Here is a 24,186-nt window from a genome sequence, read left to right on the forward strand (position 1 = left end):
GTTTTTTTGCAAAACGGAGCCGACTCTGCTATGATAAATGTTTGAACGATTGGAAAAAGGCAGGTATTGCGATGATTAGTACACATAACGTGACGCTGCGTTACGGCAAACGCGTCCTGTTTGAAGACGTCTCCATCAAGTTTACGCCCGGCAACTGCTACGGCCTGATCGGCGCAAACGGCGCCGGGAAGTCCACGTTTTTGAAAATCCTCGCCGGAGAAATCGAGCCGACCAGCGGACACGTTTCGGTGACGCCCGGCGAACGGATCGCCGTGCTGAAGCAGAACCACTTCGAGTTCGACGAGTACGAGGTGCTGAAAACCGTCATCATGGGCCACAAGCGCCTCTACGAGATCATGGAGGAGAAAAACGCGCTCTACATGAAGCCGGACTTCAGCGAGGAGGACGGCCTGCGCGCGTCCCAACTGGAAGCGGAGTTCGAGGAGCTGAACGGCTGGATGGCCGAAGCCGACGCCGCCGAACTGCTCACCGGGCTGGGCATCCCGGCCGAGCTGCACGACAAGAAGATGAAGGACCTGACCGGGAACGAAAAAGTGCGCGTACTGCTCGCCCAGGCGCTGTTTGGCAACCCGCACATCCTGCTGCTCGACGAGCCGACCAACCACCTGGACATCGAGTCGATCCGCTGGCTGGAAAACTTCCTGGCCGACTACGAAAACACGGTCATCGTCGTCTCCCACGACCGTCACTTCCTGAACAAGGTGTGCACGCACATCGCCGACATCGACTACGGCAAAATCCAGCTCTACGTGGGCAACTACGACTTCTGGTACGAATCCAGCCAACTGGCCCTGAAGATGGCCAAAGAACAGAACAAGAAGAAGGAAGAAAAAATCAAGGAACTGCAGGAGTTCATCGCCCGGTTCAGCGCCAATGCCTCCAAGTCGAAGCAGGCGACCTCCCGCAAGAAGCTGCTGGAGAAAATCACGCTGGAGGACATCAAACCGTCCAACCGCCGCTATCCGTTCATCAACTTCAAACCGGATCGGGAAGCGGGCAAGAACCTGCTGGCGATCGAGGGCTTGAGCAAGACGGTCGACGGCGAAAAGCTGTTTGAAAACCTGACGCTTACGATCAACAAAGGGGAGAAAGTGGCCTTTGTCGGCCCCAACGAGCTGGCCAAAACCACGCTGTTCCGCATCCTGATGGGCGAAATCGAGCCGGACAGCGGCACGTTTGAGTGGGGGGTCACCACGTCCCGGGCGTATTTCCCGAAAGACAACTCCGAGTATTTCAACACCGACCTCACCCTCGTCGACTGGCTGCGCCAGTTTTCCAAGGAGCAGGACGAGACGTTTATCCGCAGCTATCTCGGCCGGATGCTCTTCTCCGGCGACGAGTCGCTGAAAAAGGCAAACGTCCTCTCCGGCGGTGAAAAGGTGCGCTGCATGCTGGCGAAAATGATGCTCTCCGGCGCCAACGTGCTGATTCTGGACGAACCGACCAACCACCTGGACCTGGAGTCGATCACGGCGCTGAACAACGGGCTGATCGACTTCGAAGGCACGATCCTGTTCGTCTCCCACGACCACCAATTCGTGCAGACGATCGCCAACCGCATCATCGAAATCACACCGAAAGGCGTCATCGACAAGCTGATGACCTACGACGAATACCTGGAAAGCGAAGAGATCAAGCGGCTGCGCGAAGAACATTACGCGTAAGGCCGGATCGTTTTCCCCGAAGGCCCCCGGCTCTTCCCTGCGAGGAGCGGGGGCTTTTCGCGTCCGCCGGTCGGCGGAAGGAGGGCTCACCCGGCGCTGCGCACGGTCAGCGCGATGCGAAACAGAAGCTGGTCCCGGCCGCACTCCGGCTGCAGGCCGGTCAGCTCGCGGATCAACTGCAGCCGGTACTTGACGGTGTTTTTGTGCACGAACAGTTTTTCCGCCGCCGCCGCGTGATTGCCGTCGGCCTCCAAAAACGCGCGCAGGGTGCGAACGAGCTGCCCGTTCCGCTCCCGGTCGTAGCGGCTCAGGCTGTCCAGGCATTCATCGGCCAGGCGCCTGGCTTCCTGTTCGGGGCTCGCTGCGAACAGCACCCGTTCCAGACCCAGCCGGGCAAACCATCGCACGACCAACGGCGCCGATTGGCCGCCGGCGGGGGCGGTCGGGACGGCGTTCAGGGCGGCCCGGCACGCGATCACCGCTTCCCGGTAACTGTGCGGGACGGCCTCCAAGCCGGGATGGAGGCGGCCGATGCCCAAACAGAGCGGGCGCGTATGACGGCGGGCGATGCGCTTAACGCTCTCCACGGCCTCGGGGGATGGCTCCGCCGCCCCTGCGTCGGCGGGGAACAGGAGCAGGATCCGGTTCTCACGGTCCAGGCCGCAGAGGACGGACGGGGAGATGTGTTCCCACTCGCTCCGCAGCGCCTCTAATAGAGCGGCCCGCTCCTTCCAGGTGTGCATGATGTCGGGAGCGCCGGCGTCGCTCAGCACGGTGGCCGCATAGTGGTCCGCCAGGCTCCAGCCGGCTTCTTCCGCTTTGCGGTAGAGGAGGTCGCGCGAACCGTCACAGCCGGCGACCAGCAGGTGCAGGAAGTCGTTGCGAAACCGCTGGCAGGACGCCGCGACCGTCTGGTGCCGCTCGATTTCCAGCGAGAGCAGCGCGGCCGTCTGTTCAATCGCCACCTTTTCCCACGGGTGGAGGTCACGTTCCACCTCCCACAGCAGGATGGCCCCCTGTGTTTCGCCGTGGTGCAGAAGCCAGCGGATCAGGTGACGATCCCGGTAACGCGTGAGGGGCTCACGGGTGGACACATTCGGGCCTGTCCGGCCGAGCAGCTTTTCCAGCGGCGGCGCGTGGGTGACGGTGGCGGGTACGTCCAGCCTTTTGCGAGGGGTGCGCAGGTAAATGCTGACCGGCCGCTCCAGGACGCGATGCAGCAGTTCGGCCAGATTTTCCACGCCGCCGCCGCTGGTGAGATGGCGGTGAAACCGTTCGTAGATCACGTGGGTCCGGTCCAGTTCCTGCCGCTGTTTGGCGTTGATGTAGCTGGTGACCGGCACGATCACGTCCGACCAGCCCTTTTCCATGGGAAACGAAAGCACCGGCATCTGCCTGTCGATGGCACGGGCGATCACCGCTTCCGGGAGCGCGTCGACGTACCGGCCCAGCTTGATGGCAAACCCGGTCGTTCCCCGTTCCGCCAGGGCGTCGATCAACTGGATCAAGCCGGACGCGGTTTCCCGCCCCTGGGCGACAAACGGAAAACCGGTCGTCAGGACAAATTCTCCCGGGCGCAGCCAGCGGTGGCCGTCGGGCGAATCAAACGACGTGACCCCGCGCAGTTCCTTGTCCAGAAACGCTTCCCCGGCCAGCACAGCGGTGGTGTCCATGCCGGCCACCTCGATCAATTCACGCACAGTAATCATCTGACCCCTCCCCATACGTGCATGTGTCGTTCATCCGTTGGTCCCGCGGACAAAAAGCGCCGGTTCTTTCTGGCTGACGGGACAAAGGAAAAGAGTGAATCTTTCGATAATAGTAGCATACAAGTCCGACAAGCCGGCCGGCAATGGGACAAACCGCATACCAAAAGGGGGATGAGGATGAAGGTCAAACACGCGCTGGGCGCGCTGCCGTTTATCGGGATGCTGGGCGGGGTGGCGTTTGTCAACCGGGTGGAGCCGTACGTGTTGGGCATGCCTTTTGTGCTGTTTTGGATTGTCATGTGGGTGGTGCTGACCTCGCTCATCATGTTGGCCGTCAACAAGCTGGACCAATCCGACGGGAAGGGGGAGAAACTGTGAATCCGGCACTCGTCATCCTCTTTCTGTTTCTCGCCCTGTCGCTTTACCTCGGCATCCGCGCCCAGAGAGGAAAAGACATGAACATGGAGCAGTGGACGGTAGGCGGCCGCGGCTTTGGATCAGTCTTCATCTTCCTGCTCGTTGCCGGCGAGATCTACACCACATTCACGTTTCTGGGCGGCAGCGGCTGGGCGTACTCGAAAGGCGCCCCCGCCTACTACGTGCTGGCGTACATTTCGCTTGCGTACGTGCTGTCCTACTGGCTGCTGCCGCCCATCTGGCGGTACGCCAAGGAGCACAGGCTGGTTTCCCAATCCGATTTTTTCGTCAGCAAGTACAACAGTCCGGTGCTCGGCATCCTCGTCTCCACGGTCGGCGTGCTGGCGATCATTCCGTACCTGGTGCTGCAGTTCAAAGGGTTGGGGATTATCGTGTCGGAGGCCTCGTACGGGACGATTGCCCCGACGGCCGCCGTCTGGATCGGCGTGCTGGCGGTGACCATCTACGTCATGATCTCCGGCATTCACGGCTCCGCCTGGACGGCCGTGATCAAGGACATCATGATCTTTTTCGTGGTCGTCTTCCTCGGCCTGTATCTGCCCTATCACTACTACGGCGGGATTCAGCCGATGTTTGAAGCGGTGGATGCGGCCAAGCCGGGCTTCTTGATTTTCCCGGCCGAAGGGATGAGCATCTCCTGGTTTGTCTCCACCGTGCTCTTGACCGTGTTCGGGTTTTACATGTGGCCGCATACGTTCGGCTCCGTGTTTTCCGCCAAAAATGAAAACGTGTTTCGCAAAAACACGGTCGTGCTGCCGCTCTATACCCTGATGCTGCTGTTCGTCTTCTTCGTCGGATTCACCGCGATCCTGCAGGTTCCCGGACTGCAGGGAGCGGAGGGCGACCTGTCGCTTTTGCGGCTGTCGATACGGACGTTTGACCCCTGGGTGGTGGGACTGATCGGCGCGGCCGGTTTGCTCACGGCCCTGGTGCCCGGGTCGATGCTGCTGATGACGGCAGCCACCCTGCTGGCGAAGAACGTCATCCACGTGTTTGTGCCGGCGGCCTCGGAAGAGCGGATCGGCCGCATCGCCAAAGGGCTGGTGCCCGTGCTCTCGCTGATCTGCCTGTATTACACGCTGAGCGGGGGAGAGGCGCTGGTCACGCTGCTGTTGATGGGATACAGCCTGGTGACGCAGTTGTTTCCGGCGCTCTTGTTCAGCCTGCCCGCACGTCCGCTGGTCAACAAGTACGGGGCGTTTGCGGGCATTGCCTGCGGCGTGCTGACGGTCGTCTACGTGACGGTGGCCGAGGTGACGGTGGGCACCCTGTTTCCCGCGCTGCCCGCCGTCATCAAGGACATCAATGTGGGCGTGATCGCCCTGCTCATCAACGTGGCGGTAATGGGGGCGGTCCATGTCCTGACCGCCCGGCTGACAGCGTCCGGGACCCGTGCCGCGGCGGCGGAAAAGTCGCCGACAATCTAGGAGCAGGAAAAGGGAGGACACGACATGGCTGACATCGTTTTTCTGAACGGACAGGTAGTGACGGCAGACCCTCAAAACCGCGTGGCGGAAGCGGTGGCGGTGAGCGGAAACCGGATCGCCGCCGTGGGCGGAAACGAAGAGATGCGCCGCCACGTGCACGAGGGCACGCGCGTGATCGATCTGGAAGGCAGGAGCCTCCTGCCCGGATTCATCGACGCCCACCTGCACATCACCCTCTACGGCACGAACAAATTGGGGGTGGACTGCAAGGCGGCGGGCATCGACTCGGTGGACGGCCTGCTGGAGGCGTTGAAGCGGCAGGCGGAGCGGACGCCGGCGGGAGCGTGGGTGCGCGCCTCCGGATTTGACGAAAACCGGATGAAGGAACGGCGTTACCCCACCAGGCGGGAACTGGACGAGGTGTCGACGGAACATCCCATTTTCGTGATGCGGACCTGCGCCCATCACTCCGTCGTCAACAGCCGGGCGCTCGCCTTGGCCGGGTTTGACGAACGCACGCCCGATCCGCAGGGGGGACGGCTTGACCGGGACGAGACGGGGGCGCTGACGGGACTTTTGGTGGAGACGGCGCACATGAAGATGTTTGAAACGGCGGCATTCAGCGAGGAAGAGTATCGGAGAGCCCTGCGCCTGGCTTCGGACGACTTTGTGGCGGCGGGCATCACCAGTGTGCACGACGCGGGCGGATACGGGCCGGACAACCTGCGGGCGATGCAGAAAGCGGTGCGGGGCGGCGACGTCAAAGTGCGGATCTACGCGATGATCTGCGCGCTGAACGAGTCAGACGCCTTCGTCCGCCGCATGATGGAGGCGGGCGTCGTGACAGGGCTGGGAGACGAGCGGTTTCGGATCGGCCCGGCCAAAGTGTTCGCGGACGGAGCCAGCATCGCAGCGACGATGGCGATGCGGCAGCCGTACGACAGCCGTCCCGGCGACTGCGGAATCCTCTACTACAACCGGGACGAGCTGCATACGATTTTGGGAGAAGCGCATGCAAAAGGGTTCCAGATTACCGCCCACGCGCAGGGGGACCGGGCCATCGACATGCTGCTCGACTGCATCGAGGACGCGCTGCGCAAACATCCGCGGGACAACCACCGCCACCGCATCGAGCACGCCGGCGTCTCCGCCCCCGACCTGGTCGAGCGGATGGCCCGTCTCGGCGTCGTGCCGATTCCCAATCCCGCCTTTCTCTACGAGTACGGCGACGGCTACGTCCGGAGCATCGGCGATCGGGCCGGCCACATGTATCCCGTCGGCGACTTTTTCCAAAGCGGCATCGTGTCGGCAGGGGCGTCGGACTGCCCGGTGACGAATTTTTCGCCGCTGTTGGGCATCCACGCCGCCGTCAACCGCAGGAGCAAAAGCGGCCGGGTCGTGGGGGACCGTCAGCGGATCGGGGTGATGGAGGCGATCCGCCTGTTCACCGTAAACGGCGCCTACGCCAGCTTTGAAGAGGACATCAAAGGCAGCATCGAAGCGGGCAAACTGGCCGATCTGGTCGTCTTGAACGGACGGATTCTCGACGCGGCGCCGGAGCGGATCAAGGACCTGCATGTGGAGCTCACCATGATCGACGGGGAGATCGTCTACCAAAAACAGGGCAGGGAGGTCATGAAGGGATGAATACCGAGGCAGGATCGCTTGCGATCAACCGCGAACGGCTGCAGCAGCGGATTGACGCATTGGCGCGGATCGGCAAAATCGGGGAGACGGGGGTGTGCCGACTGGCGCTGTCCCCCGAGGACCGGGCGGGCGTGGAACTGGTCCAGCGCTGGATGGAGGAGGCGGGGCTCACGACGCGGATCGACCACTTCGGCAACCTGATCGGGCGGCTGGAGGGAAGACGGCCGGATGCGCCGGTGCTGATGATCGGCTCGCACATCGACTCCCAGCCGTACGGCGGCCGTTTTGACGGCACGATCGGCGTGCTCGGCGGGCTGGAGGCGGTGCAGACGATGATCGAGACCGGCTTTCGGCCGGAGCGGCCGGTTGAGGTGGTCGCGTTTTGCGATGAAGAAGGCTGCCGGTTTCAAAAGGGGCTGTTCGGCTCTCGCGGCATCCTCGGGCAGTTGGAGCCCGAAGAGTTGGAACGTACGGACAAAAACGGCATCTCGCGCAGACAGGCCTTGATCGATTTTGGTTGTGACCCGGAGCGGCTTGCCGACTCCGTCTATCCGGCCGGGGCGATCGGGGCGTATCTGGAACTGCACATTGAACAGGGACCGGTGCTGGACCAGGCGGGGCAGCCCGTCGGCATCGTCACCGGCATCTCCGGACCGCTCTGGTGGACCGTGGAATTTGCCGGCTTTGCCGGTCACGCCGGCTCCGTGCCGATGACGATGCGGCGCGACGCTCTTTTGGGGGCCGCCAAGGTGATTGCCGCCCTCAACGAGATTGCCGGTCAGGACCCGAACGCCCCCACGGTCGGAACGGTCGGCCATCTGGAGGTCTTTCCCGACTCGCGCAACATCATCCCGGAGCGGGTCCGGTTCAGCATCGACCTGCGCGACATCGACCTCGACCGGCGAAACCGGCGGGAGGCGGAACTGCGCGAGGCGATCGAACGGGCCGCGGTCGAAGGTGGACTCACGTACACGATCACCGAGGACACGAACAGCGAGCCGCGCTACTGCGCCGAGTGGATCAAGGCAGTGATGCGGGAGGAGAGCGGACGGATGGGCCTCACGCCGCCCGAACTGATGAGCGGCCCGTTCCACGACGCCCTGGCGCTTTCCTACGCATGCGAGTACGGGATGATTTTCGTCCGCTGCAAGGACGGCATCAGCCACAACCCGCAGGAGTATGCCTCCCCCGAAGACATCGCGCTCGGCACCGAACTGTTGTACCGCACCGCCTCGCGGGTGGCCGCGCTGGGGTAGGCGGCAGCGGTCGCCGGCTGTCATGGGTTTCGGTAAAAAAGCAGTTCTTCCACCATCAGCGCCAATCACCATTTGTCTGCACGGCCGTCTGTCCCGGTACAGACGGCCGTGAGCTGTGTTCTGGATTCCCGCAGCGAAAAGTGCAGCTACAGGAAGACTTTGGCCCGCTTTTTTGCTATAGTTTAGCTATCATGAATTTCACAAGGAGGAAGTCGTCTACATGAAGATGCGCGTTTCCGCGGTGCAGTATCACCTGCATACCATACAAAGCTTTGACGAATTTGCCCGCCAGGTGGAGCACTACGTGAAAACGGCGGAGGAGTACGAAACGGAGTTCCTGCTGTTTCCGGAGCTGTTCACCACCCAACTGATGTCGATCGGCGACGGCAAGTGCAGCGCGCTGCCCATTACCGCCCTGCCATCTTTTACGGAGGACTACGTCAACCTGTTCTCCACGCTGGCCGCCCGGCACGGCATGCACATCATCGGCGGCACCCACATCATTGAAGAAAACGGCCGGCTCTACAACACGGCCTTCCTCTTTTACCCGGACGGACGTGTCGGCCGTCAGAAAAAGGTCCACATCACCCCGTGGGAAATCAAGGGATGGAACATGGGCGCGGGAGACGGCCTGGAGATTTTCGAGACGGACAAAGGGAAAATCGCCATGATCATCTGCTACGACATCGAGTTTCCCGAACTGGTGCGGATGGCCAAGGCGCGCGGCGCCGACGTCATCTTCTGCCCGTCGTGCACCGACGATCGGCACGCGTTCCACCGCGTCCGCTACACCAGCCACGCCCGCACCATTGAAAACCAGGTGTACGTCGTCGTAACCGGCACCGTCGGCTCGCTGCCCACGGTCGATTTCATGCGGGCCAACTTCGGTCAGGCGGCCGTGCTGACGCCCAACGACGTGCCGTTCCCGCCGCGCGGCGTCCTGGCCGAAGGGGAGATCAACCACGACATGATCGTCACCGCCGACCTGGATCTGCAGCTCCTGTACGACGTGCGGGAAAAAGGCTCCGTCACCACCTGGCGCGACCGCCGCATCGACCTGTATCCCGATTGGAAGTAAAGCGGGGAGGGAGAGCCATGTACCGCAAAGAGCTGTACGTCTTTGATCAGGACAAGCCGGTAAAGGCGGTCATCCGCAATTACACGCGGGACGACTTTGCCGAGCTGATCCGGATCCAGCAGGAGAGCTTTCCGCCGCCGTTTCCCTCGGAACTGTGGTGGAACGAAGAGCAGCTGACCAACCACGTCACGCTGTTTCCCGAAGGAGCCGTCTGCGTCGAGGTGGACGGCGTCCTCGCCGGCTCCATCACCGGCCTGCTGGTCACGTTTGATCCGGCCCACCCGGACCACACCTGGGAGGAAGTGACCGACAGCGGCTACATTCGCAACCACGATCCCAACGGCGACACCCTGTACATCGTCGACATCTGCATCCGTCCGTCCTACCGCAAGTTGGGGCTGGGCAAATGGATGATGCAGGCGATGTACGAACTGGTCGTCCACAAGGGGCTGAAGCGCCTGTTGGGCGGCGGCCGCATGCCCGGCTACGGCCGGTACGCCGACCAGATGACGGCGGAAGCGTACCTGGAAAAGGTGGTGGCGGGGGAATTGAAGGACCCGGTCGTGACGTTTCTGATGCGCTGCGGCCGTACGCCCCTGAAAGTGGTGGCCAACTACCTGGAAGACGAAGAATCGCGCAATTACGCCGCGCTGATGGAGTGGAAAAACCCCTTTTTCCACCACGAGACGGAAGCGCGCCCATGAACCATTGGCTAGGAGGAATTGTTCCGTGCAGTACATTCGCATTCAAAGCATTGACGATCCCTTGTTTGCCCGCATGCACCGCCTGATGCAGGAGGTGTTCCCGCCGGAAGAGGTGCTGGCGTTCGACTTGTGGAAGGAACCGCTGGAAGACCCGGGCATCCGCGTGTTTGTGGCCGTCCACGAAGGAGAGGTCGTGGGAGCGACCGAGTACCGCTACTACGCAGACCTGAACGTGGCCATGACCGACTTTACGATTATCGGCCGGGAGGGGCTCGGCATCGGACGTTTTCTCGCGCGTGAACGGCAAAAAGACCTGAACGCCCTCGCTGCGGCCAACGGCAAGCAGTTGTACGGCATGTTCGCGGAGATTTACGATCCGTATCGCGTCGAGGATCACGTGTTTGGCGGGATCAAGCCGATGGACCCGTTCGTGCGGCGGGAAGTGCTGTCCCATCTCGGTTACAAGCGAATTGACTTCCCGTACGTCCATCCTTCCTGGCAAAATGACGGCGAGGCCGTCACCGGTCTCGACCTGTGCTTCCTGCCAACCGACGAGGACCAGGACAGCCTGGAAGCCGATCTGATCGTCACCTTCCTCACCCGCTACTACGCCGTCCTGCCGCAAAAGCCGCAGGCGTGGGTGGAGATGGTGGAGCGGCTGTCCGGGTTGGACCGCGTCGCCCTTCGCCCGATCTGACGGGAAGCTGTCGGCCGTCCGCAAAACTCCTGTGAAGCCTGGGACGCTTCACGGGAGTTTTTTGCACCGGTACGAAATAAACCCGCTCGTACGTGCGGGAAAAAGGAGAGACGGGAATTGAATGCGCACAATCTGGCCGCCATTCTGCTGTACGTGGCTGTGCTCTTCCATCTGCTCGGGATGAGCGGGTGGGTGGTCCCCGAGATGGTGCAGCCGATTCAGTTGGCCACGCTGGGCTTGATGCTGGCGGCGCTGGTGTCCCTGAGGAAGAAGAAGCGCAGGACCAAACGGCGGACGGTGCGAAAACCGCCCGCAGAAGCAAACGCCCTGGTGGAACGGGCGCAGGAGGGGGATTCGGCGAAGTGAACAGCAGCATCCACATCCAGGCCATTTTGGACGCGTCGCATGACGGTATCATCGCCGTCGACCGGGATTCCACCGTCATCTGGGTGAACAAGAACGCGATCGAAATCCTCGGCCTCCCCGCCGACATCGTCGGAGAGAAGATCACCCGCTACATTCCGAATTCCGACATGCTGCGCATCCTGGCGACCGGCAAAAAGGAGATCGGCGACATCGCCACCGTGCTCAACAGGCAGATCATCATCAACCGCCTGTCGATCGTCGTGGACGGCGAGATCGTGGGAGCCGTCTCCACGTTCAAGGAGATCACCGACATTCAAAAAATGGAGATGCGCATCCGCAAGCACTGCATGGAGAGCGGCCTGGAGGCCAAATACCGGCTGGAAGACATCGTCGGCCGCTCGGCGGCGATCCGCGAGGCCAAAGCGTGGGCGGCCACCTTCGGGAAGACGGAGGCGACCGTGCTGATCACGGGCGAGACCGGGACGGGAAAGGAGCTGTTTGCGCAGGGTATCCACCTGGGCAGCCAACGGGCGGCCGGCCCCTTCATCGCCGTCAACTGCGCCGCTCTGCCCGGCAACCTCCTGGAAAGCGAGCTGTTCGGCTACGAGGACGGGGCGTTCACCGGAGCGCGCAGGGGAGGCAAGCCCGGGCTGTTCGAACTGGCCCACGGCGGCACCTTGTTCCTGGACGAAATCGGGGAACTGTCGCTGCCGATCCAGGCGCTCTTGCTTCGCGTGCTGCAGGAGAAAAAGGTGAGACGAATCGGCGGAGAGCGCATCGTGCCCGTCGACGTGCGGATCATCGCCGCCACCAACCGCGATCTGGAGCAGCAGATCGCATCCGGCCAGTTTCGCTCCGATCTCTACTACCGGCTGAACGTGCTGACATTGGAACTGCCTCCTCTGCGGGAACGGAAAGAGGACATCCCCGACCTGGTCTGGTCGATCATTCACGAGGTGGGCGAGCGGGGAGACAAACGGATCAGGGACGTGGATCCGGCGATCTTTGCCCTGCTGCAGCGGCACGACTGGCCCGGCAACGTGCGGGAACTGCGCAACGTGGTGGAGCGAATGGTGCTGCTGTGCCAATCCGACCGCCTGGACGCGTCCGATGCGGATTATTTTGTCAGGAAAATGCAGCGTGCCCGCAGCGGGCCGCAGTCGGGAGCGTCTGACGAAGAAATGCTGATCCGGAAAGTTTTGGAAGAGACGAAGGGAAATCGGGTGGAGGCGGCGAAGTTACTCGGCATGGACAGGACCACCCTGTGGCGAAAGCTGAAAAAGTTCGGAGACGGCGGGACGCGCCGGTGAACACATGCTGCATGGATTGCAACAAATGCTGCACGTTTTGCAACGAGACGTTTTTTCACGCCACGATACGACAGAAAATTAAGAATATACTGACTTGGCATGACATTTGCAGGAGTGAAAAGGCATCCTCATTGCAAAGGAGGAGCCACGATGAACCATTACGCGGTCGCGGTCATAGCCGGTGACGGTATCGGACCGGAGGTGATGGCGGAGGGATTGGCCCTGCTGCAGGCGGCCGCCGAGATCCACGGCGGACTTGCCTTTGAGACGTCGTCCTTTCCCTGGAACTGCCGGTATTACCGGGAGCACGGGCGGATGATGCCGGAGGACGGCCTGACGACCCTGCGGCAGTTTGACGTCATCCTGCTCGGAGCGATCGGCGATCCCGGCGTACCCGATCACATCTCCGTCTGGGAGCTGATCCTGCCGATCCGGCGGGCGTTTCAGCAGTACGTCAATCTCCGGCCGATCAAGCTGCTGCGCGGGCTGGAGAGTCCGCTGCGCTACAAGGGGCACGCCGATCTCGACTTTGTCGTCGTGCGGGAAAACACGGAAGGCGAGTACTCCAACATGGGCGGCCGCCTGCATGCGGGCACGCCGTACGAACTGGCGGTGCAGAACAACGTCTTCACCCGCTACGGCGTGGAGCGGATCGTGCGCTACGCCTACCGCCTGGCGAAAGAAACCGGCAAGCGGCGCCTGACCGCAGCGACGAAGTCAAATGGCATCAACCACTCCATGCCGTTTTGGGACGAAATCGTCAAGGAAGTGAGCGGGGAATACCCGGAGATCGAGACCCGCCTGACGCACATTGACGCGCTGTCCGCCTACTTTGTCAGCCGCCCGGAAACGTTTGACGTCGTCGTCGCCAGCAACCTGTTCGGCGACATCCTGACCGATCTGGGCGCGGCCATCGTCGGCGGGCTGGGATTGGCCCCGTCCGGCAACATCAATCCGGAAAAGGACTACCCTTCGATGTTTGAACCGATTCACGGATCGGCGCCGGACATCGCGGGCACAGGCATCGCCAATCCGATTGCGACCATCTGGAGCGTGAGCATGATGCTGGATCACCTGGGCGAGCGTGAACTGGGCAGGCTGGTGCTGGACAGCATCGAAGACGTCCTGACGGAGCGGCGCGTCCGCACGCCGGATATCGGCGGGACCGCCACCACGCGGGAGATGGGGGAGGCCATTCGCGAACAACTTTACCGCAGGGGAGGATGACGTATGGAAGGGACACAGGCACAGGTGCATCACTACCGATTGTACATCGACGGTGAATGGGTGGAGACGGACGAGCGCATCCCCGTCACCCACAAGTATACGGGCGAGGTCATCGCCACGATCGCCAAGGCGAAACGGCAGCACGTGGAAGATGCCGTCACGCGCGCGCTGGAGACGTTCCGCCGAAGCGCCCTGACGCCGAGCCAGCGCTCAGACATCCTGCTGGAGGCCAGCCGGATCGCCGAGAAGCGGCGGGAGGAGCTGGAGCTGTCGCTGGTCAGGGAAGTGGGCAAGACGCGAAAAGACGCCCGAGGCGAGATGGACCGGGTCATCAACACGCTTCGTCTCTCGTCCGAAGAAGCGAAGCGGATCGCCGGCGAGATGGTGCCCCTCGCGGCCACGCCGGGAGCGGAAAACCGGCTCGGCTTTGCCATTCGCGTGCCCAAAGGGGTGATCGGTGCGATCACGCCGTTCAACTACCCGCTTCTCCTCAGCACGCACAAGGTGGCACCCGCCATCGCCGCGGGCAACACGGTGGTGCTGAAACCGGCGACCGCCACGCCGATCGCGTCCTTCCTGCTGGTGGAACTGCTGGAACAGGCCGGCCTGCCGAAAGGGCACGTCAACATCGTCACCGGCTCCGGCAGCCAGGTGGGAGACTGGCTGCTGGACGATCCCCGCATCGCCATGTACACCTTTACCGGCTCGGCAGAGGTGGGCGCCGCCATCAAGCAGCGCAGCGGCCTGCGTCCCGTGGCGCTGGAGCTGGGCAACAACTCCCCCAACATCGTCCACGAAGACGCCGATCTCGACCTGGCGGCGCGGCTGATCGCCCAGCGCAGCTTTCACAACGCGGGGCAGGCCTGCATCGCCGTGCAGCGGATCCTCGTGGCCGAGAGCGTCGCCGAGGCGTTTACGGAGGCGTACCTGAAAGAGGTGCGTCAACTGCGCGTGGGCGATCCGGAAGACCCGGAGACGGACGTCGGGCCGATGATCAGCGAAGCGGAAGCGATCCGGGCGGAAAGCTGGGTGCAGGAAGCCGTCGCGCAGGGGGCGGAGCTGCTTTGCGGAGGCAGGCGGGAAGGGGCCGTGTTCCATCCGACGGTGCTGACGCGGACCACCCCGGCGATGAAGGTAAACTGCCTGGAGGTGTTCGCCCCGGTCGTCACGATCATCCCCTACCGTACCATCGAGGAGGCGTTCGCCGTCGCCAACGCGTCCAGCTACGGCCTGCAGGCGGGCATTTTTACCAACGACCTGAACATCGCCATGCGGGCGGCGCGGGTGCTGGAGTACGGCGGCGTGATCATCAACGACGTGTCCACGTACCGCAATGACGTGATGCCCTACGGCGGCATCAAGAACAGCGGACTGGGCAAGGAAGGGCCGCGCTACGCGATCGAAGAGATGACCGACCTGCGCATGGTCGTGATGAATCTGAAACAGTAGGGGGAAAGCGCCGATGATGTTGAGAGACAAGGCGGTTATCGTCACGGGCGGCGGTTCCGGCATGGGAAAAGCGATTTGCCGCCAGTTTGCGCGGGAGGGGGCGCGGGTGGCCGTCGTCGACTGGAACGAGGAAGCCGCTCGGGCGACAGCCGAAGAGTGCGGTTCCGACGCTTGGGCGGTCCCGGCCAACGTGGCCGTCGACGCCGATGTGAAGGCGGCGGTGGAGCAGACGGTCCAACGCTTCGGCACGGTTGACACCGTCGTCAACTGCGCCGGGGTGCCGATGGCCTTTACCCCGGTCGAGGAGGTGTCGGAAGAACAGTGGCAGCGGATCATGGATGTCAATGTCAAGTCCATCTACCTGACGGCCAGGTACGCCGTTCCCGTCATGAAACAGCAGGGAAGCGGCGCGATCCTCAACATCTGTTCGATCGCCGGCATCCGCGCCCGCCCGGGACTAAACGCGTACTGCGCCTCGAAGGGAGCGGCGATCATGCTGACCAAGGCGCTGGCGATCGAACTGGCTCCCTACAAGATTCGCGTGAACGGCATCAACCCCGGTCCGGCGGAGACGCCGATGCTGCGCCAATTCATGAGCGGGGATGCGGAGAAAATCTCCAGGGACACGCAGGAGATCTTTGTAAGCAGCGTCCCGCTCGGCAGCCTGATCCAGCCGGACGACATCGCCCACGCCGCGCTCTATCTGTGCAGCGACTTGTCCCGGATGGTGACCGGCGAGATCGTCAACGTGGACGGCGGGCGGGGAATTTAAGCGCAAAGCGAGGGGAACGCATGACAAACGAGCCGCTCATTCGCGTGGAAAACGTCTCGTTTTTCTATCAGGTGAACCAGGAACAGCACATTCCCGTCCTGCACGGCGTCTCCCTTGAGGTGTACCCGGGCGAACATCTGGCCATTATCGGCCACAACGGCTCGGGAAAATCGACGATCTCCAAGCACCTCAACGGCATTTTGACGCCGCGGGAAGGCGACGTCTGGGTGAACGGCATCAACACGCGGGACAAGAAGCGGATGCACGAGATCCGCAGCCAGGTCGGCATGGTCTTTCAACATCCCGACAACCAGATCGTCGCCACCATCGTGGAGGAGGACGTCGCCTTTGGGCTGGAAAACATCGGCGTGCCGCCGGAGGAAATGAAACAGCGGGTCGATTTTGCCCTGGAGGCCGTCGGGATGAGCGCGTTTCGCCACCGGCCGCCGCACCATCTGTCGGGCGGACAGAAGCAGCGGATCGCCATCGCCGGCGTCCTGGCGATGAAACCGCGGTGCCTGGTGATGGACGAAGCCACCAGCATGCTGGACAGCTGCGGACGGCAGGAGATTCTCGCTGTCGTCCGCAGGCTGCATCGCGAAGGCATGACGATCGTGAACGTGACGCACCACATGTCGGAAGCAGCGGCAGCGGACCGGGTGATCGTGATGGAAGGCGGCCGGATCGCACTGGAGGGCACCCCGCGGGACGTGTTCGCCCAGCACGAGCGGCTGCGGGAGCTCCACTTGGACGTTCCGGACGCCAGCCGGATTGCCGCATGGGTCCACCGGGAAGTGCCGGCCTTTTCTCCCGCGCTGATTCACAACGAGGAAGTGGTGGCGGAAGTGAACAGGCTCACGATCAAACGGGCGGAGGCGAGCGGATCATGAGTCAGCCGATCGTCGAGGTGCGCAATCTGTCTCACGTGTACATGCAGAACACTCCGCTGGAGCACCGCGCCCTCACCGACGTGACCATGCAGGTGGCAGCGGGCGAGTGCATTGCCATTATCGGCCACACCGGGTCGGGCAAGTCGACCCTGATTCAGCACTTGAACGGCTTGATCCGTCCCCAGTCCGGCACCGTCATCGTCAACGGGCTGGACGTCTCTCATCCGAAGCTGGACGTGAAAGCGCTCAGGCGTCAGGTGGGCCTCGTGTTTCAAAACCCGGAAGACCAGATTTTCGAGAAGTTGGTGGGCGACGACGTGGCGTACGGCCCGTTCAAGATGGGGCTGCCGCTGGAAGAGGTGCGGCGCCGCGTGCAGTGGGCCATGGAGCTGGTCGGGCTGTCGTTTCAGGAGATGAAAGACAGGCCGACGTTTGCGCTCAGCGGCGGCCAAAAGCGGAAGGTGGCCCTGGCCGGCGTGCTGGCGCTTGCGCCCAAGGTGCTGGTGCTGGACGAACCGACGGCCGGACTTGACCCCCGTTCGCGCAGCGAGTTGTTGGAGCGGATTCGCCGGCTGAACCGGGAGGAAGGCCTGACGGTGATCTTCGTCTCCCACAACATGGAAGAAGTGGCCCGGCTGGCCGACCGCGTCTACGTCATGGCCGACGGGCGGGCCGTCTGCGAGGGCACCCCGCGCGACATCTTCGGCAGCCAGGAGATTCTGCGCGCCCATCGGATCGGAACGCCGGAGAGCGTCGACATCCTCTACCGGCTGCGGGACCAGGGGTATCCGGTCGATGTGGGGGCGTACCGCGTCGAAGAAGCAGCGGACCAAATCGTGACGTTGATCAGGCAGTGAGGAGGGATTCGCATGTCCGCCGAATTTGAACTGACCCGAAACATAACGATCGGCCAGTATCTGCCGACGGGTTCGATTGTGCACCGGCTCGATCCGCGGTTTAAGTTGGCCGCCTTTGTCATCCTCATCCTCGCCATCGCGATCTGCGGCACCTACGTGGGCAACCTGTTCGCTCTCCTTGTCTGCCTGTGGCTGTTTCACCTCGCCAGGATTCCGCTGCGGTACGGCCTGTCCGGGGTGAAGCCGGCCGTTCCGTTCATCCTCATCCTGGCCGTTTTGCAGCTTCTCTTTTACGGGGAAATCGCCCAGGGCGGGACAATCTATCTCCAGTACGGGGTTGTGACCATTTCCAGCGAAAGCGTGCGGTTGGTGATCGTGTCGGCGATGCGGTTCGTGGAGGTGATCTTTCTCTCCAGCGTGCTGACCCTCAGCACTTCGACGACCGAGCTGACGCACGGGATGGAGCGGCTCCTGAGACCGCTGGAAACAATCCGGTTTCCCGTCCACGCGTTCGCACTGATCATCACCATCGCGATCCGCTTCGTGCCTACCTTTGCGATGGAAATGGAAAAGATGATGAAAGCCCAGGCGTCGCGCGGCGCCGACTTCGGCACCGGCGAGTGGTGGCGGATCGTCAAGCGGACGAAAGACATGTTCCCGATTCTCATCCCCCTGTTCAACGTGGCCCTGTCCCGCGCGGAGGACCTGATTCTCGCCATGGAGGCGCGCTGCTACACGCCGGGGGCGGCCCGGACGCGTTACGCCCATTACACGGCGCACGGCCGGGATTACGCCGCCGTTGCTGTAAGCGTTGTCATGTCCGCGGTGATGGTGGGAATACCGTGGTAGTGGGGAGTTCACCCTGGACGGGGATTTCCCCAGCAATCGGCATCCAAAGGAGGAAGACGCATGGAAAAGGGCTTGACGGTTCGCAAAATTGTCATCGCGGGTGTGCTTGGGGCCATCGCCATCCTGCTGGGCGTGACGCGGCTCGGCTTCATTCCGGTCCCGACGGCGGCGGGCAGTGCGACGATCATGCACATCCCCGCGGTGATCGGCGGCATTGTGGAAGGATGGGGCGTTGGGTTGGTGATTGGTCTCATTTTCGGTGTCTCTTCATTTTTAAACGCCACCGTCCCGCTGTTTAAAGACCCGCTGGTCGCCATCCTGCCGCGGCTGTTTATCGGGGTCACGGCGTACCTGACGTACGCGGGCCTGCGGCGTGTCAACGAGCATGCGGCGATTGGCCTTGCCGGATTTGTGGGCTCGATGACGAACACGATCCTGGTGCTCGGGATGGCGGTTGTCCGCGGCTACATGCCGTTCGGCGTCGCCGTCAGCGTAGCGGTGTTTAGCGGCCTTCCGGAAGCGATCGTCTCCGTCATCGTGACGCTGGCCGTCGTGGTGGCGTGGAAGAAAATCGGCTCGGCTGGCAAACAAAAGTCGAAAATTTCAGGAGATTTTTAGCCGAGAGCGGAACCCCTGCCGGTGTGCGTGCATCATGAGACAGGCGGGAATGCCGGCGGAAGCCGTGGTGCGGGGGAGACGGACGGAAGCGGGCCGGCGGTATGCCGTCCCATCGCGGTATCCGTGCAGAATCTGGAGAGGAGCGAATGTCCATGAACCAAGTCATTTCCTTTGTCGATGAGCAGGAAGTCGTTCGCCTGACGCAGGAGCTGGTGCGCATCCCGAGCGTGTATCGGCCCGGTCAGCCGGACGGCAACGAAGAGCGGGTCGCCCAATTTGTCGCCGATACCCTGCAGGAGATGGGACTTCAGGTGTTTTACGAGGAAGTGGTGCCGGGGCGGCCCAACGTGATCGCCTTTTACGATTCCGGCCGTCCGGGCAAAACGCTTCTCTTTGAGGCGCATACGGACGTCGTGACGGAGGGGGACCGCGACGCGTGGAGCTACGACCCGTTCGGCGGGCAGATCGCAGGCGGCCGCATCTACGGCCGGGGCGCCTGCGACACCAAAGGCAACCTGGCGGCGGCAATCTGCGCCGTCAAGGCGATTCAGCGTTCCGCCATCCCGTTTCCGGGAAAAATCCTGCTCTGCATCCCCTGCGACGAAGAAGGCATGATGATCGGGATCAAGGATTTCATCCGCCGCGGGTGGGCGGAAGGTGTGGATGCCGCGATCATCTGCGAGCCGGAGGAAAACCAGCTCTGCGTCACGCAGAAGGGAGCGATGCGGGCCATCCTGCGGACCTACGGCAAAATGGCCCACGGCGCCATGCCGCTGACCGGGGTGAATCCCAACACCCGCATGGCCCGGGCGATACTCGCGCTGGAGGAACTGGAACAGAGAGAGTGTGCCCGGCTGGGGCAGCATCCCATGCTCGGATGGCCCAGCATCACGCCGACGATTTTGCAGGCCCCTGTCAAAGGAGAACCGCAGATCAACGTCGTTCCCGATCAATGCATGACCACGCTGGACATCCGCACGGTGCCCGGTCAGGATCACGACGCGCTGCGCCGGGAGATGAACGCCATTCTGGAGCAGTTGGCGCGCGAGGACGACCAGTTCAAGGCCGTGCTGGACGTGATCGAGGAACGTCCCTGGACGCTGACGCCGATGGAGGCGGATGTGGTGCAGGCGGCAGCGGCGGCATACCGGGAAGTGGCGAAAAAGGAACCGGTCTTCAACGGAGTGCCCGGCGCCACGGACGGGACGTTTCTGCACAAGGCCGGCATCCCGATCCTGACCACCGGCGCGGGGGACCGGCACATCCCGCACCACGCCGATGAATACGTGGAGATCGCACAGCTCGTGGAAGCGACCCAACTGTTCGCCCTGTCCGCGCTGACCTATCTGACGCAGCCGGTTCACGCCTGAAAAGAGGAAAGGAGGAATCCCAATGAACCTGGAACAAACCGTGCAGCCATCCGTCGGCGAGCGGACCGTCCGCAAGGTGATGCGGCGAATCATCCCCTTTATTTTTCTCCTCTACATCGTCGCGTTTCTGGACAGGGTCAACCTGGGCTACGCCGCCCTGGAGATGAACCAGGCGCTGGGATTGACGGCCGAGGTGTTCGGTCTCGTGTCCGGCATCTTTTTCATCGGGTACTTTCTGTTTGAGATTCCCAGCAATATCCTGATGCACCGGATCGGCGCCCGCATCTGGATCGCCCGCATCATCGTGAGCTGGGGGCTGGTCGTGATCGTCACGGCATGGGCGCAGAACGCCGTGCACCTCTACCTTCTCCGCTTTCTTCTGGGCGTGGCGGAGGCGGGCTTTTTCCCCGGGATCATCCTCTACATTACCTACTGGTTTCGGGCGCGGGAGCAGGCGCGTGCGTTTGCCTTGTTCATGACCGCGCTGGCCGCTTCCAACATCATCGGGGCCCCGGTCTCCACCTGGATCATGGACCACATCAACTGGTTCGGCATGCCGGGATGGCGCTGGATGTTCATCCTGGAAGGCATCCCGGCGGTCATCTGCGGCGTCGTCACCTATTTCTACCTGACAGATCGTCCCGATGACGCGCACTGGCTGACCGCGGAAGAGAAGCAGTGGCTCAAAGCGGAACTGGCCCGCGAACAGAAGGCCAAACAGGCCCGCAAGCGGTATACGACCAAAGAAGTGCTGGCCAATCCGCGCGTGTGGCACCTGGCCCTGATCTACCTCACATTGGTCGTGGGGCTGTATGGAATCGGTTTCTGGATGCCGACGATCATCAAGCTGCTCTCCGGCAAGCTGACCAATACGCAGGTGGGACTGGTCACGATGATCCCCTATGTGATCGGCGGATTGGCGATGATTGGGTGGGCCCGCCGCTCGGACCGGACGGGGGAACGGCGGATGCACGCGGCCATCCCGCCGGCGGTGGGAGCGATCGGATTGATCGTGTGCGCCTTTACCGACGATCCGTACCTGTCCGTCCTCATGATGGGGGTGGTGACGGCCGGGATTTACAGCTTTTTTGGGCCGTTCTGGGCGCTGCCCGCGCTGTTTCTCAGCGAAGAGGCGGCGGCCGTGGGCATCGCGCTGATCAACTCCATCGGCAACCTGGGCGGTTTTCTCGGCCCCTATGCGCTCGGGTATCTGAAGGAAGCGACGGGCAGCGTCACAGCCGGCTTGTTTTTTCTCAGCGGATTTCTGGTCCTCTGCTCCCTGCTGACGCTGGCGATCAACCGGCAGACCCTGGCGCAGCATCCCGAGGAAGACATCAACATGTAAGCGCGGCCCCCTACCCGGGATCAGGGTAGGGGGTTCCTTTTGGCAAAAACTTGCTCACTCCATAAGATTTTTTTTACAATAAGGAAGTGGTTGATCAAGAAGAAGGAGGCACGCGCTTATGGACATGCGCTGGAATTTGGACGTGTTGTACCCGTCCTTCGATTCCCCGGAACTGCAAAAAGATTGGGACAAATTGTGCAGCGAAATGAAGGAACTGAAGGCGTGGAGCAAAGAACACCTGCACGGGCAGAATGACGCGGTTGAAAAAATGGAGACGTACATAACCAAACTCACGTCCGTGCTGCAAACGCAGTCCCGCCTGTACAGCTACGCGGAGCTGACCGCAAGCGTCGACGCGAAAAACGAACGCGCCCTGCAGTTGGTGGAACGGATTCAGGAGCAGGCGGTCGAACTGGTGGAGCCGGGCGTCCTGTTTCAACAATGGTTGGGAGCGCTTTCCGGCCTGGACAGCCTGATCAGCCAGTCTCCGCTGCTGGAAACGCACCGGTTCTTCCTCACCGAGACGGCGGAAAAGGCGAAGTACATGCTGAGCGAAAAGGAAGAAATCATCCTGGCGAAGATGAAAAACACCGGCTCCAACGCCTGGGCGAAGCTGCAGGAGCTGCTCACCTCCACGCTGCTGGTGGACATTACCGTGGACGGCGAAGCGAAACAGCTCCCGCTGACGGTCGTGCGCAACATGGCCTACGAAAAAGACCCGCAGGTGCGCAGGACGGCGTATGAGGCGGAACTGGCCGCCTACAAGAAAATCGAGGAATCGTCCGCAGCCTGCCTGAACGGCATCAAGGGAGAGGTGATCACCACCGTCAAACTGCGCGGCTACCAATCGGCTCTCGACAAAACGCTGCAGGACTCCCGCATGGACAAGGAAACGCTGGACGCGATGCTGACCGCGATGCGCGAAAGCCTGCCCGTCTTTCACAAGTACTACCGGACGAAAGCGAAGCTGTTGGGCCACGCGAACGGGCTGCCGTTCTACGATCTGTTCGCGCCCGTGGGAGAAGCGGACATGCGGTTTACCTATCAGGAGGCGCGGGACTTTATCGTCAAACACTTTGGCAGCTTCAGCGAAAAGCTGGCCAACTACGCCGCGCGCGCGTTTGACAACCGCTGGATTGACGCCGAACCGCGCGAAGGCAAACGGGGCGGCGCGTTCTGCTACAACCTGCACGTCGTTAAAGAAAGCCGGATCATGTCCAACTTTACCGGCTCGTACAACGACGTGAGCACGCTGGCCCACGAGCTGGGACACGGCTATCACGGCGAGTGCCTGGTGGACGAGGCGTTTTTGAACAGCGACTACCCGCTGCCGATCGCGGAGACGGCCTCCATCTTTTGCGAGACGATTATCGCCAAAGCGGCGCTTCAGCAGGCGACGGAGGAAGAGGCGTTTGCCATTTTGGAAAATGACATCTCCGGCGCGGGACAGGTAATCGTCGACATCTACAGCCGCTACCTGTTTGAGTCGGAGCTGTTCAAGCGCCGCGAAAACGGTTCGCTTCCCGTCAGCGAGCTGAAGGCGATCATGCTGCAGGCGCAAAAAGAGGCGTACGGCGACGGGCTGGACCACGAATTCCTGCACCCGTACATGTGGGTGTGCAAGCCGCACTACTACTACGCCGATTACAATTTCTACAACTTCCCGTACGCCTTTGGCCTCCTGTTTGCCAAGGGGCTGTACGCTGAGTACCTGAAGCGCGGCGCCTCCTTTGTCGAACAGTACGATCAACTGCTTGCGGTCACCGGCAAGATGAACATTGCCGACGTCGCCGCCATCATGGACGTGGACGTCCGGTCCGCCGACTTCTGGCGCGGCTCGCTTGCCTTGATCGCGGAAGATGTCGAAACGTTCGTCTCCCTGGCCGCGTCCCGCAGCTAACCGATGTGCCCAAGAGCCCGACGAAAACCGTCGGGCTTTTTCGCGTGCGTATAGCCAGCCGGTCGGGTGGAGACGATATGAAAAAACGGATGAGGTGATATTGTGGTGAACGGATTGCAGTTGCTCGATCTGCTGCGGGAAACGGAAAACAAGATGCTCCATTTACATAGAGCCATCGACAGGATTACCAACGAACCCGACTTCAAGGAGTCGGTCAGCGTCTTGACCGAGGTGGTGCGGGATTACCAGATGCAGTTGGATAAAATGAAACAGGCGTTGGGCAAAATCGAGATTGGTCAGCAGCACTCCACCCAACAGTAGACCCAGCCTTGCTGTAAAGAAAATGTAAAAAAACAGCCTTCCATGCAAAGTGGAAGGTTGTTTTTTTGGGAGCAACATACCAATTTTTTCAAGTAACTTGGACCTATGTCATGGTTTACACATCCTGCCATCCCATTTCTTTTGTCCATATGTCTCCCAAAAGGTTGCAGGACTGGCTGATGAATTCTCTGGGAATAAGGGCACGAAATTGGAATTGTATTACATTTTCTTTACAAAACAGGTGTTCGTGAAGCAGGAAACTGCGACTATG

At 61.9% G+C, this 24,186-nt stretch carries 22 protein-coding genes; 21 read left to right on the forward strand and 1 reads right to left on the reverse strand.

All coding sequences use genetic code 11. The annotated features are described in order from the left end of the window. Positions 1–71: 71 nt before the first annotated feature. Positions 72–1,685 carry an ABC-F family ATP-binding cassette domain-containing protein gene (locus tag FOI68_RS02400; protein ID WP_035298370.1) on the forward strand — a complete coding sequence of 538 codons (1,614 nt, stop codon included), beginning with the start codon at positions 72–74 and terminating at the stop codon, positions 1,683–1,685. An 86-nt stretch (positions 1,686–1,771) separates the two neighbouring features. On the opposite strand, the gene FOI68_RS02405 is transcribed toward FOI68_RS02400, so the two are convergent. Then, positions 1,772–3,394 carry a PucR family transcriptional regulator gene (locus FOI68_RS02405; protein WP_143862207.1) on the reverse strand — a complete coding sequence of 541 codons (1,623 nt, stop codon included), beginning with the start codon at positions 3,392–3,394 and terminating at the stop codon, positions 1,772–1,774. Between the two features lie 177 nt (positions 3,395–3,571). Here FOI68_RS02405 and FOI68_RS02410 point away from each other — a divergent pair, with 177 nt between their 5' ends. The 20 genes from FOI68_RS02410 (at position 3,572) to FOI68_RS02505 (ending at position 23,915) form a co-directional block, all read left to right on the forward strand. Continuing rightward, entirely contained in the window at positions 3,572–3,772 is a 201-nt protein-coding gene (locus FOI68_RS02410; RefSeq protein ID WP_029099692.1) for a DUF3311 domain-containing protein, read from the forward strand. Further along, complete coding sequence (locus FOI68_RS02415) at positions 3,769–5,259, forward strand: sodium:solute symporter family protein (RefSeq protein ID WP_143862208.1); 1,491 nt, start codon at positions 3,769–3,771, stop codon at positions 5,257–5,259. The genes FOI68_RS02410 and FOI68_RS02415 overlap by 4 nt, the downstream gene beginning before the upstream one ends. A 24-nt stretch (positions 5,260–5,283) precedes the next feature. Then, the gene (locus tag FOI68_RS02420; RefSeq protein ID WP_143862209.1) at positions 5,284–6,906 is read left to right on the forward strand and encodes an amidohydrolase; all 1,623 of its coding nucleotides are present in this window, start codon (positions 5,284–5,286) and stop codon (positions 6,904–6,906) included. Beyond that, positions 6,903–8,162 (forward strand): M20 family metallo-hydrolase, encoded by a 1,260-nt coding sequence (locus FOI68_RS02425; protein WP_143862210.1) that lies wholly within the window; start codon positions 6,903–6,905, stop codon positions 8,160–8,162. The genes FOI68_RS02420 and FOI68_RS02425 overlap by 4 nt, the downstream gene beginning before the upstream one ends. Before the next feature lie 220 nt (positions 8,163–8,382). After that, a complete protein-coding gene (locus FOI68_RS02430; RefSeq protein WP_143862211.1) occupies positions 8,383–9,240 on the forward strand; it encodes a carbon-nitrogen hydrolase family protein in 858 nt (285 codons plus the stop codon). 17 nt (positions 9,241–9,257) lie between these two features. Continuing rightward, on the forward strand, positions 9,258–9,944 hold the full coding sequence (locus tag FOI68_RS02435; RefSeq protein WP_143862212.1) for a GNAT family N-acetyltransferase: 687 nt from the start codon (positions 9,258–9,260) through the stop codon (positions 9,942–9,944). A gap of 25 nt (positions 9,945–9,969) precedes the next feature. Then, complete coding sequence (locus FOI68_RS02440) at positions 9,970–10,641, forward strand: GNAT family acetyltransferase (protein WP_065066351.1); 672 nt, start codon at positions 9,970–9,972, stop codon at positions 10,639–10,641. 117 nt (positions 10,642–10,758) lie between these two features. Next, a complete protein-coding gene (locus FOI68_RS02445; RefSeq protein ID WP_029099699.1) occupies positions 10,759–11,007 on the forward strand; it encodes a hypothetical protein in 249 nt (82 codons plus the stop codon). Further along, positions 11,004–12,317, forward strand: a complete 1,314-nt coding sequence (locus FOI68_RS02450) for a sigma-54 interaction domain-containing protein (RefSeq protein ID WP_143862213.1) — start codon at positions 11,004–11,006, stop codon at positions 12,315–12,317. The genes FOI68_RS02445 and FOI68_RS02450 overlap by 4 nt, the downstream gene beginning before the upstream one ends. A gap of 150 nt (positions 12,318–12,467) precedes the next feature. Next, positions 12,468–13,544, forward strand: a complete 1,077-nt coding sequence (locus tag FOI68_RS02455) for a tartrate dehydrogenase (RefSeq protein ID WP_044898511.1) — start codon at positions 12,468–12,470, stop codon at positions 13,542–13,544. A 3-nt stretch (positions 13,545–13,547) separates the two neighbouring features. After that, on the forward strand, positions 13,548–14,993 hold the full coding sequence (locus FOI68_RS02460; protein WP_044898512.1) for an aldehyde dehydrogenase family protein: 1,446 nt from the start codon (positions 13,548–13,550) through the stop codon (positions 14,991–14,993). Positions 14,994–15,006: 13 nt separating this feature from the next. Next, positions 15,007–15,765, forward strand: a complete 759-nt coding sequence (locus FOI68_RS02465) for an SDR family oxidoreductase (protein WP_044898513.1) — start codon at positions 15,007–15,009, stop codon at positions 15,763–15,765. A gap of 20 nt (positions 15,766–15,785) precedes the next feature. Next, positions 15,786–16,655, forward strand: coding sequence for an energy-coupling factor transporter ATPase (locus tag FOI68_RS02470; protein ID WP_044898514.1), 870 nt, complete (start codon positions 15,786–15,788; stop codon positions 16,653–16,655). Further along, on the forward strand, positions 16,652–17,512 hold the full coding sequence (locus tag FOI68_RS02475; RefSeq protein ID WP_143862214.1) for an energy-coupling factor transporter ATPase: 861 nt from the start codon (positions 16,652–16,654) through the stop codon (positions 17,510–17,512). Before FOI68_RS02470 ends, FOI68_RS02475 begins: the two co-directional genes overlap by 4 nt. A 12-nt stretch (positions 17,513–17,524) precedes the next feature. Next, positions 17,525–18,361, forward strand: a complete 837-nt coding sequence (locus FOI68_RS02480; RefSeq protein WP_029099706.1) for an energy-coupling factor transporter transmembrane component T family protein — start codon at positions 17,525–17,527, stop codon at positions 18,359–18,361. A gap of 60 nt (positions 18,362–18,421) precedes the next feature. Beyond that, a complete protein-coding gene (locus FOI68_RS02485) occupies positions 18,422–18,979 on the forward strand; it encodes an ECF transporter S component (protein WP_029099707.1) in 558 nt (185 codons plus the stop codon). A 152-nt stretch (positions 18,980–19,131) separates the two neighbouring features. Beyond that, complete coding sequence (locus FOI68_RS02490; protein WP_143862215.1) at positions 19,132–20,349, forward strand: M20 family metallopeptidase; 1,218 nt, start codon at positions 19,132–19,134, stop codon at positions 20,347–20,349. Positions 20,350–20,371: 22 nt separating this feature from the next. Next, the gene (locus FOI68_RS02495; RefSeq protein WP_143862216.1) at positions 20,372–21,694 is read left to right on the forward strand and encodes an MFS transporter; all 1,323 of its coding nucleotides are present in this window, start codon (positions 20,372–20,374) and stop codon (positions 21,692–21,694) included. Positions 21,695–21,812: 118 nt separating this feature from the next. Beyond that, on the forward strand, positions 21,813–23,594 hold the full coding sequence (locus tag FOI68_RS02500; protein WP_029099709.1) for a M3 family oligoendopeptidase: 1,782 nt from the start codon (positions 21,813–21,815) through the stop codon (positions 23,592–23,594). Positions 23,595–23,696: 102 nt separating this feature from the next. Then, complete coding sequence (locus FOI68_RS02505) at positions 23,697–23,915, forward strand: hypothetical protein (RefSeq protein ID WP_035297695.1); 219 nt, start codon at positions 23,697–23,699, stop codon at positions 23,913–23,915. Positions 23,916–24,186: the final 271 nt, after the last annotated feature.

Origin of the sequence: Brevibacillus sp. LEMMJ03, assembly GCF_007197875.1 — a bacterium.
In the GTDB taxonomy this organism is placed as follows: Bacteria; Bacillota; Bacilli; order Brevibacillales; family Brevibacillaceae; genus Brevibacillus; species Brevibacillus thermoruber.

Coding starts and splice junctions, on each gene's coding strand:
- FOI68_RS02400 (WP_035298370.1), top strand. CDS start 72: ATGATTAGTACACATAACGTGACGCTGCGTTACGGCAAACGCGTCCTG.
- FOI68_RS02405 (WP_143862207.1), bottom strand. CDS start 3,394: ATGATTACTGTGCGTGAATTGATCGAGGTGGCCGGCATGGACACCACC.
- FOI68_RS02410 (WP_029099692.1), top strand. CDS start 3,572: ATGAAGGTCAAACACGCGCTGGGCGCGCTGCCGTTTATCGGGATGCTG.
- FOI68_RS02420 (WP_143862209.1), top strand. CDS start 5,284: ATGGCTGACATCGTTTTTCTGAACGGACAGGTAGTGACGGCAGACCCT.
- FOI68_RS02425 (WP_143862210.1), top strand. CDS start 6,903: ATGAATACCGAGGCAGGATCGCTTGCGATCAACCGCGAACGGCTGCAG.
- FOI68_RS02430 (WP_143862211.1), top strand. CDS start 8,383: ATGAAGATGCGCGTTTCCGCGGTGCAGTATCACCTGCATACCATACAA.
- FOI68_RS02435 (WP_143862212.1), top strand. CDS start 9,258: ATGTACCGCAAAGAGCTGTACGTCTTTGATCAGGACAAGCCGGTAAAG.
- FOI68_RS02455 (WP_044898511.1), top strand. CDS start 12,468: ATGAACCATTACGCGGTCGCGGTCATAGCCGGTGACGGTATCGGACCG.
- FOI68_RS02460 (WP_044898512.1), top strand. CDS start 13,548: ATGGAAGGGACACAGGCACAGGTGCATCACTACCGATTGTACATCGAC.
- FOI68_RS02465 (WP_044898513.1), top strand. CDS start 15,007: ATGATGTTGAGAGACAAGGCGGTTATCGTCACGGGCGGCGGTTCCGGC.
- FOI68_RS02470 (WP_044898514.1), top strand. CDS start 15,786: ATGACAAACGAGCCGCTCATTCGCGTGGAAAACGTCTCGTTTTTCTAT.
- FOI68_RS02475 (WP_143862214.1), top strand. CDS start 16,652: ATGAGTCAGCCGATCGTCGAGGTGCGCAATCTGTCTCACGTGTACATG.
- FOI68_RS02480 (WP_029099706.1), top strand. CDS start 17,525: ATGTCCGCCGAATTTGAACTGACCCGAAACATAACGATCGGCCAGTAT.
- FOI68_RS02485 (WP_029099707.1), top strand. CDS start 18,422: ATGGAAAAGGGCTTGACGGTTCGCAAAATTGTCATCGCGGGTGTGCTT.
- FOI68_RS02490 (WP_143862215.1), top strand. CDS start 19,132: ATGAACCAAGTCATTTCCTTTGTCGATGAGCAGGAAGTCGTTCGCCTG.
- FOI68_RS02495 (WP_143862216.1), top strand. CDS start 20,372: ATGAACCTGGAACAAACCGTGCAGCCATCCGTCGGCGAGCGGACCGTC.
- FOI68_RS02500 (WP_029099709.1), top strand. CDS start 21,813: ATGGACATGCGCTGGAATTTGGACGTGTTGTACCCGTCCTTCGATTCC.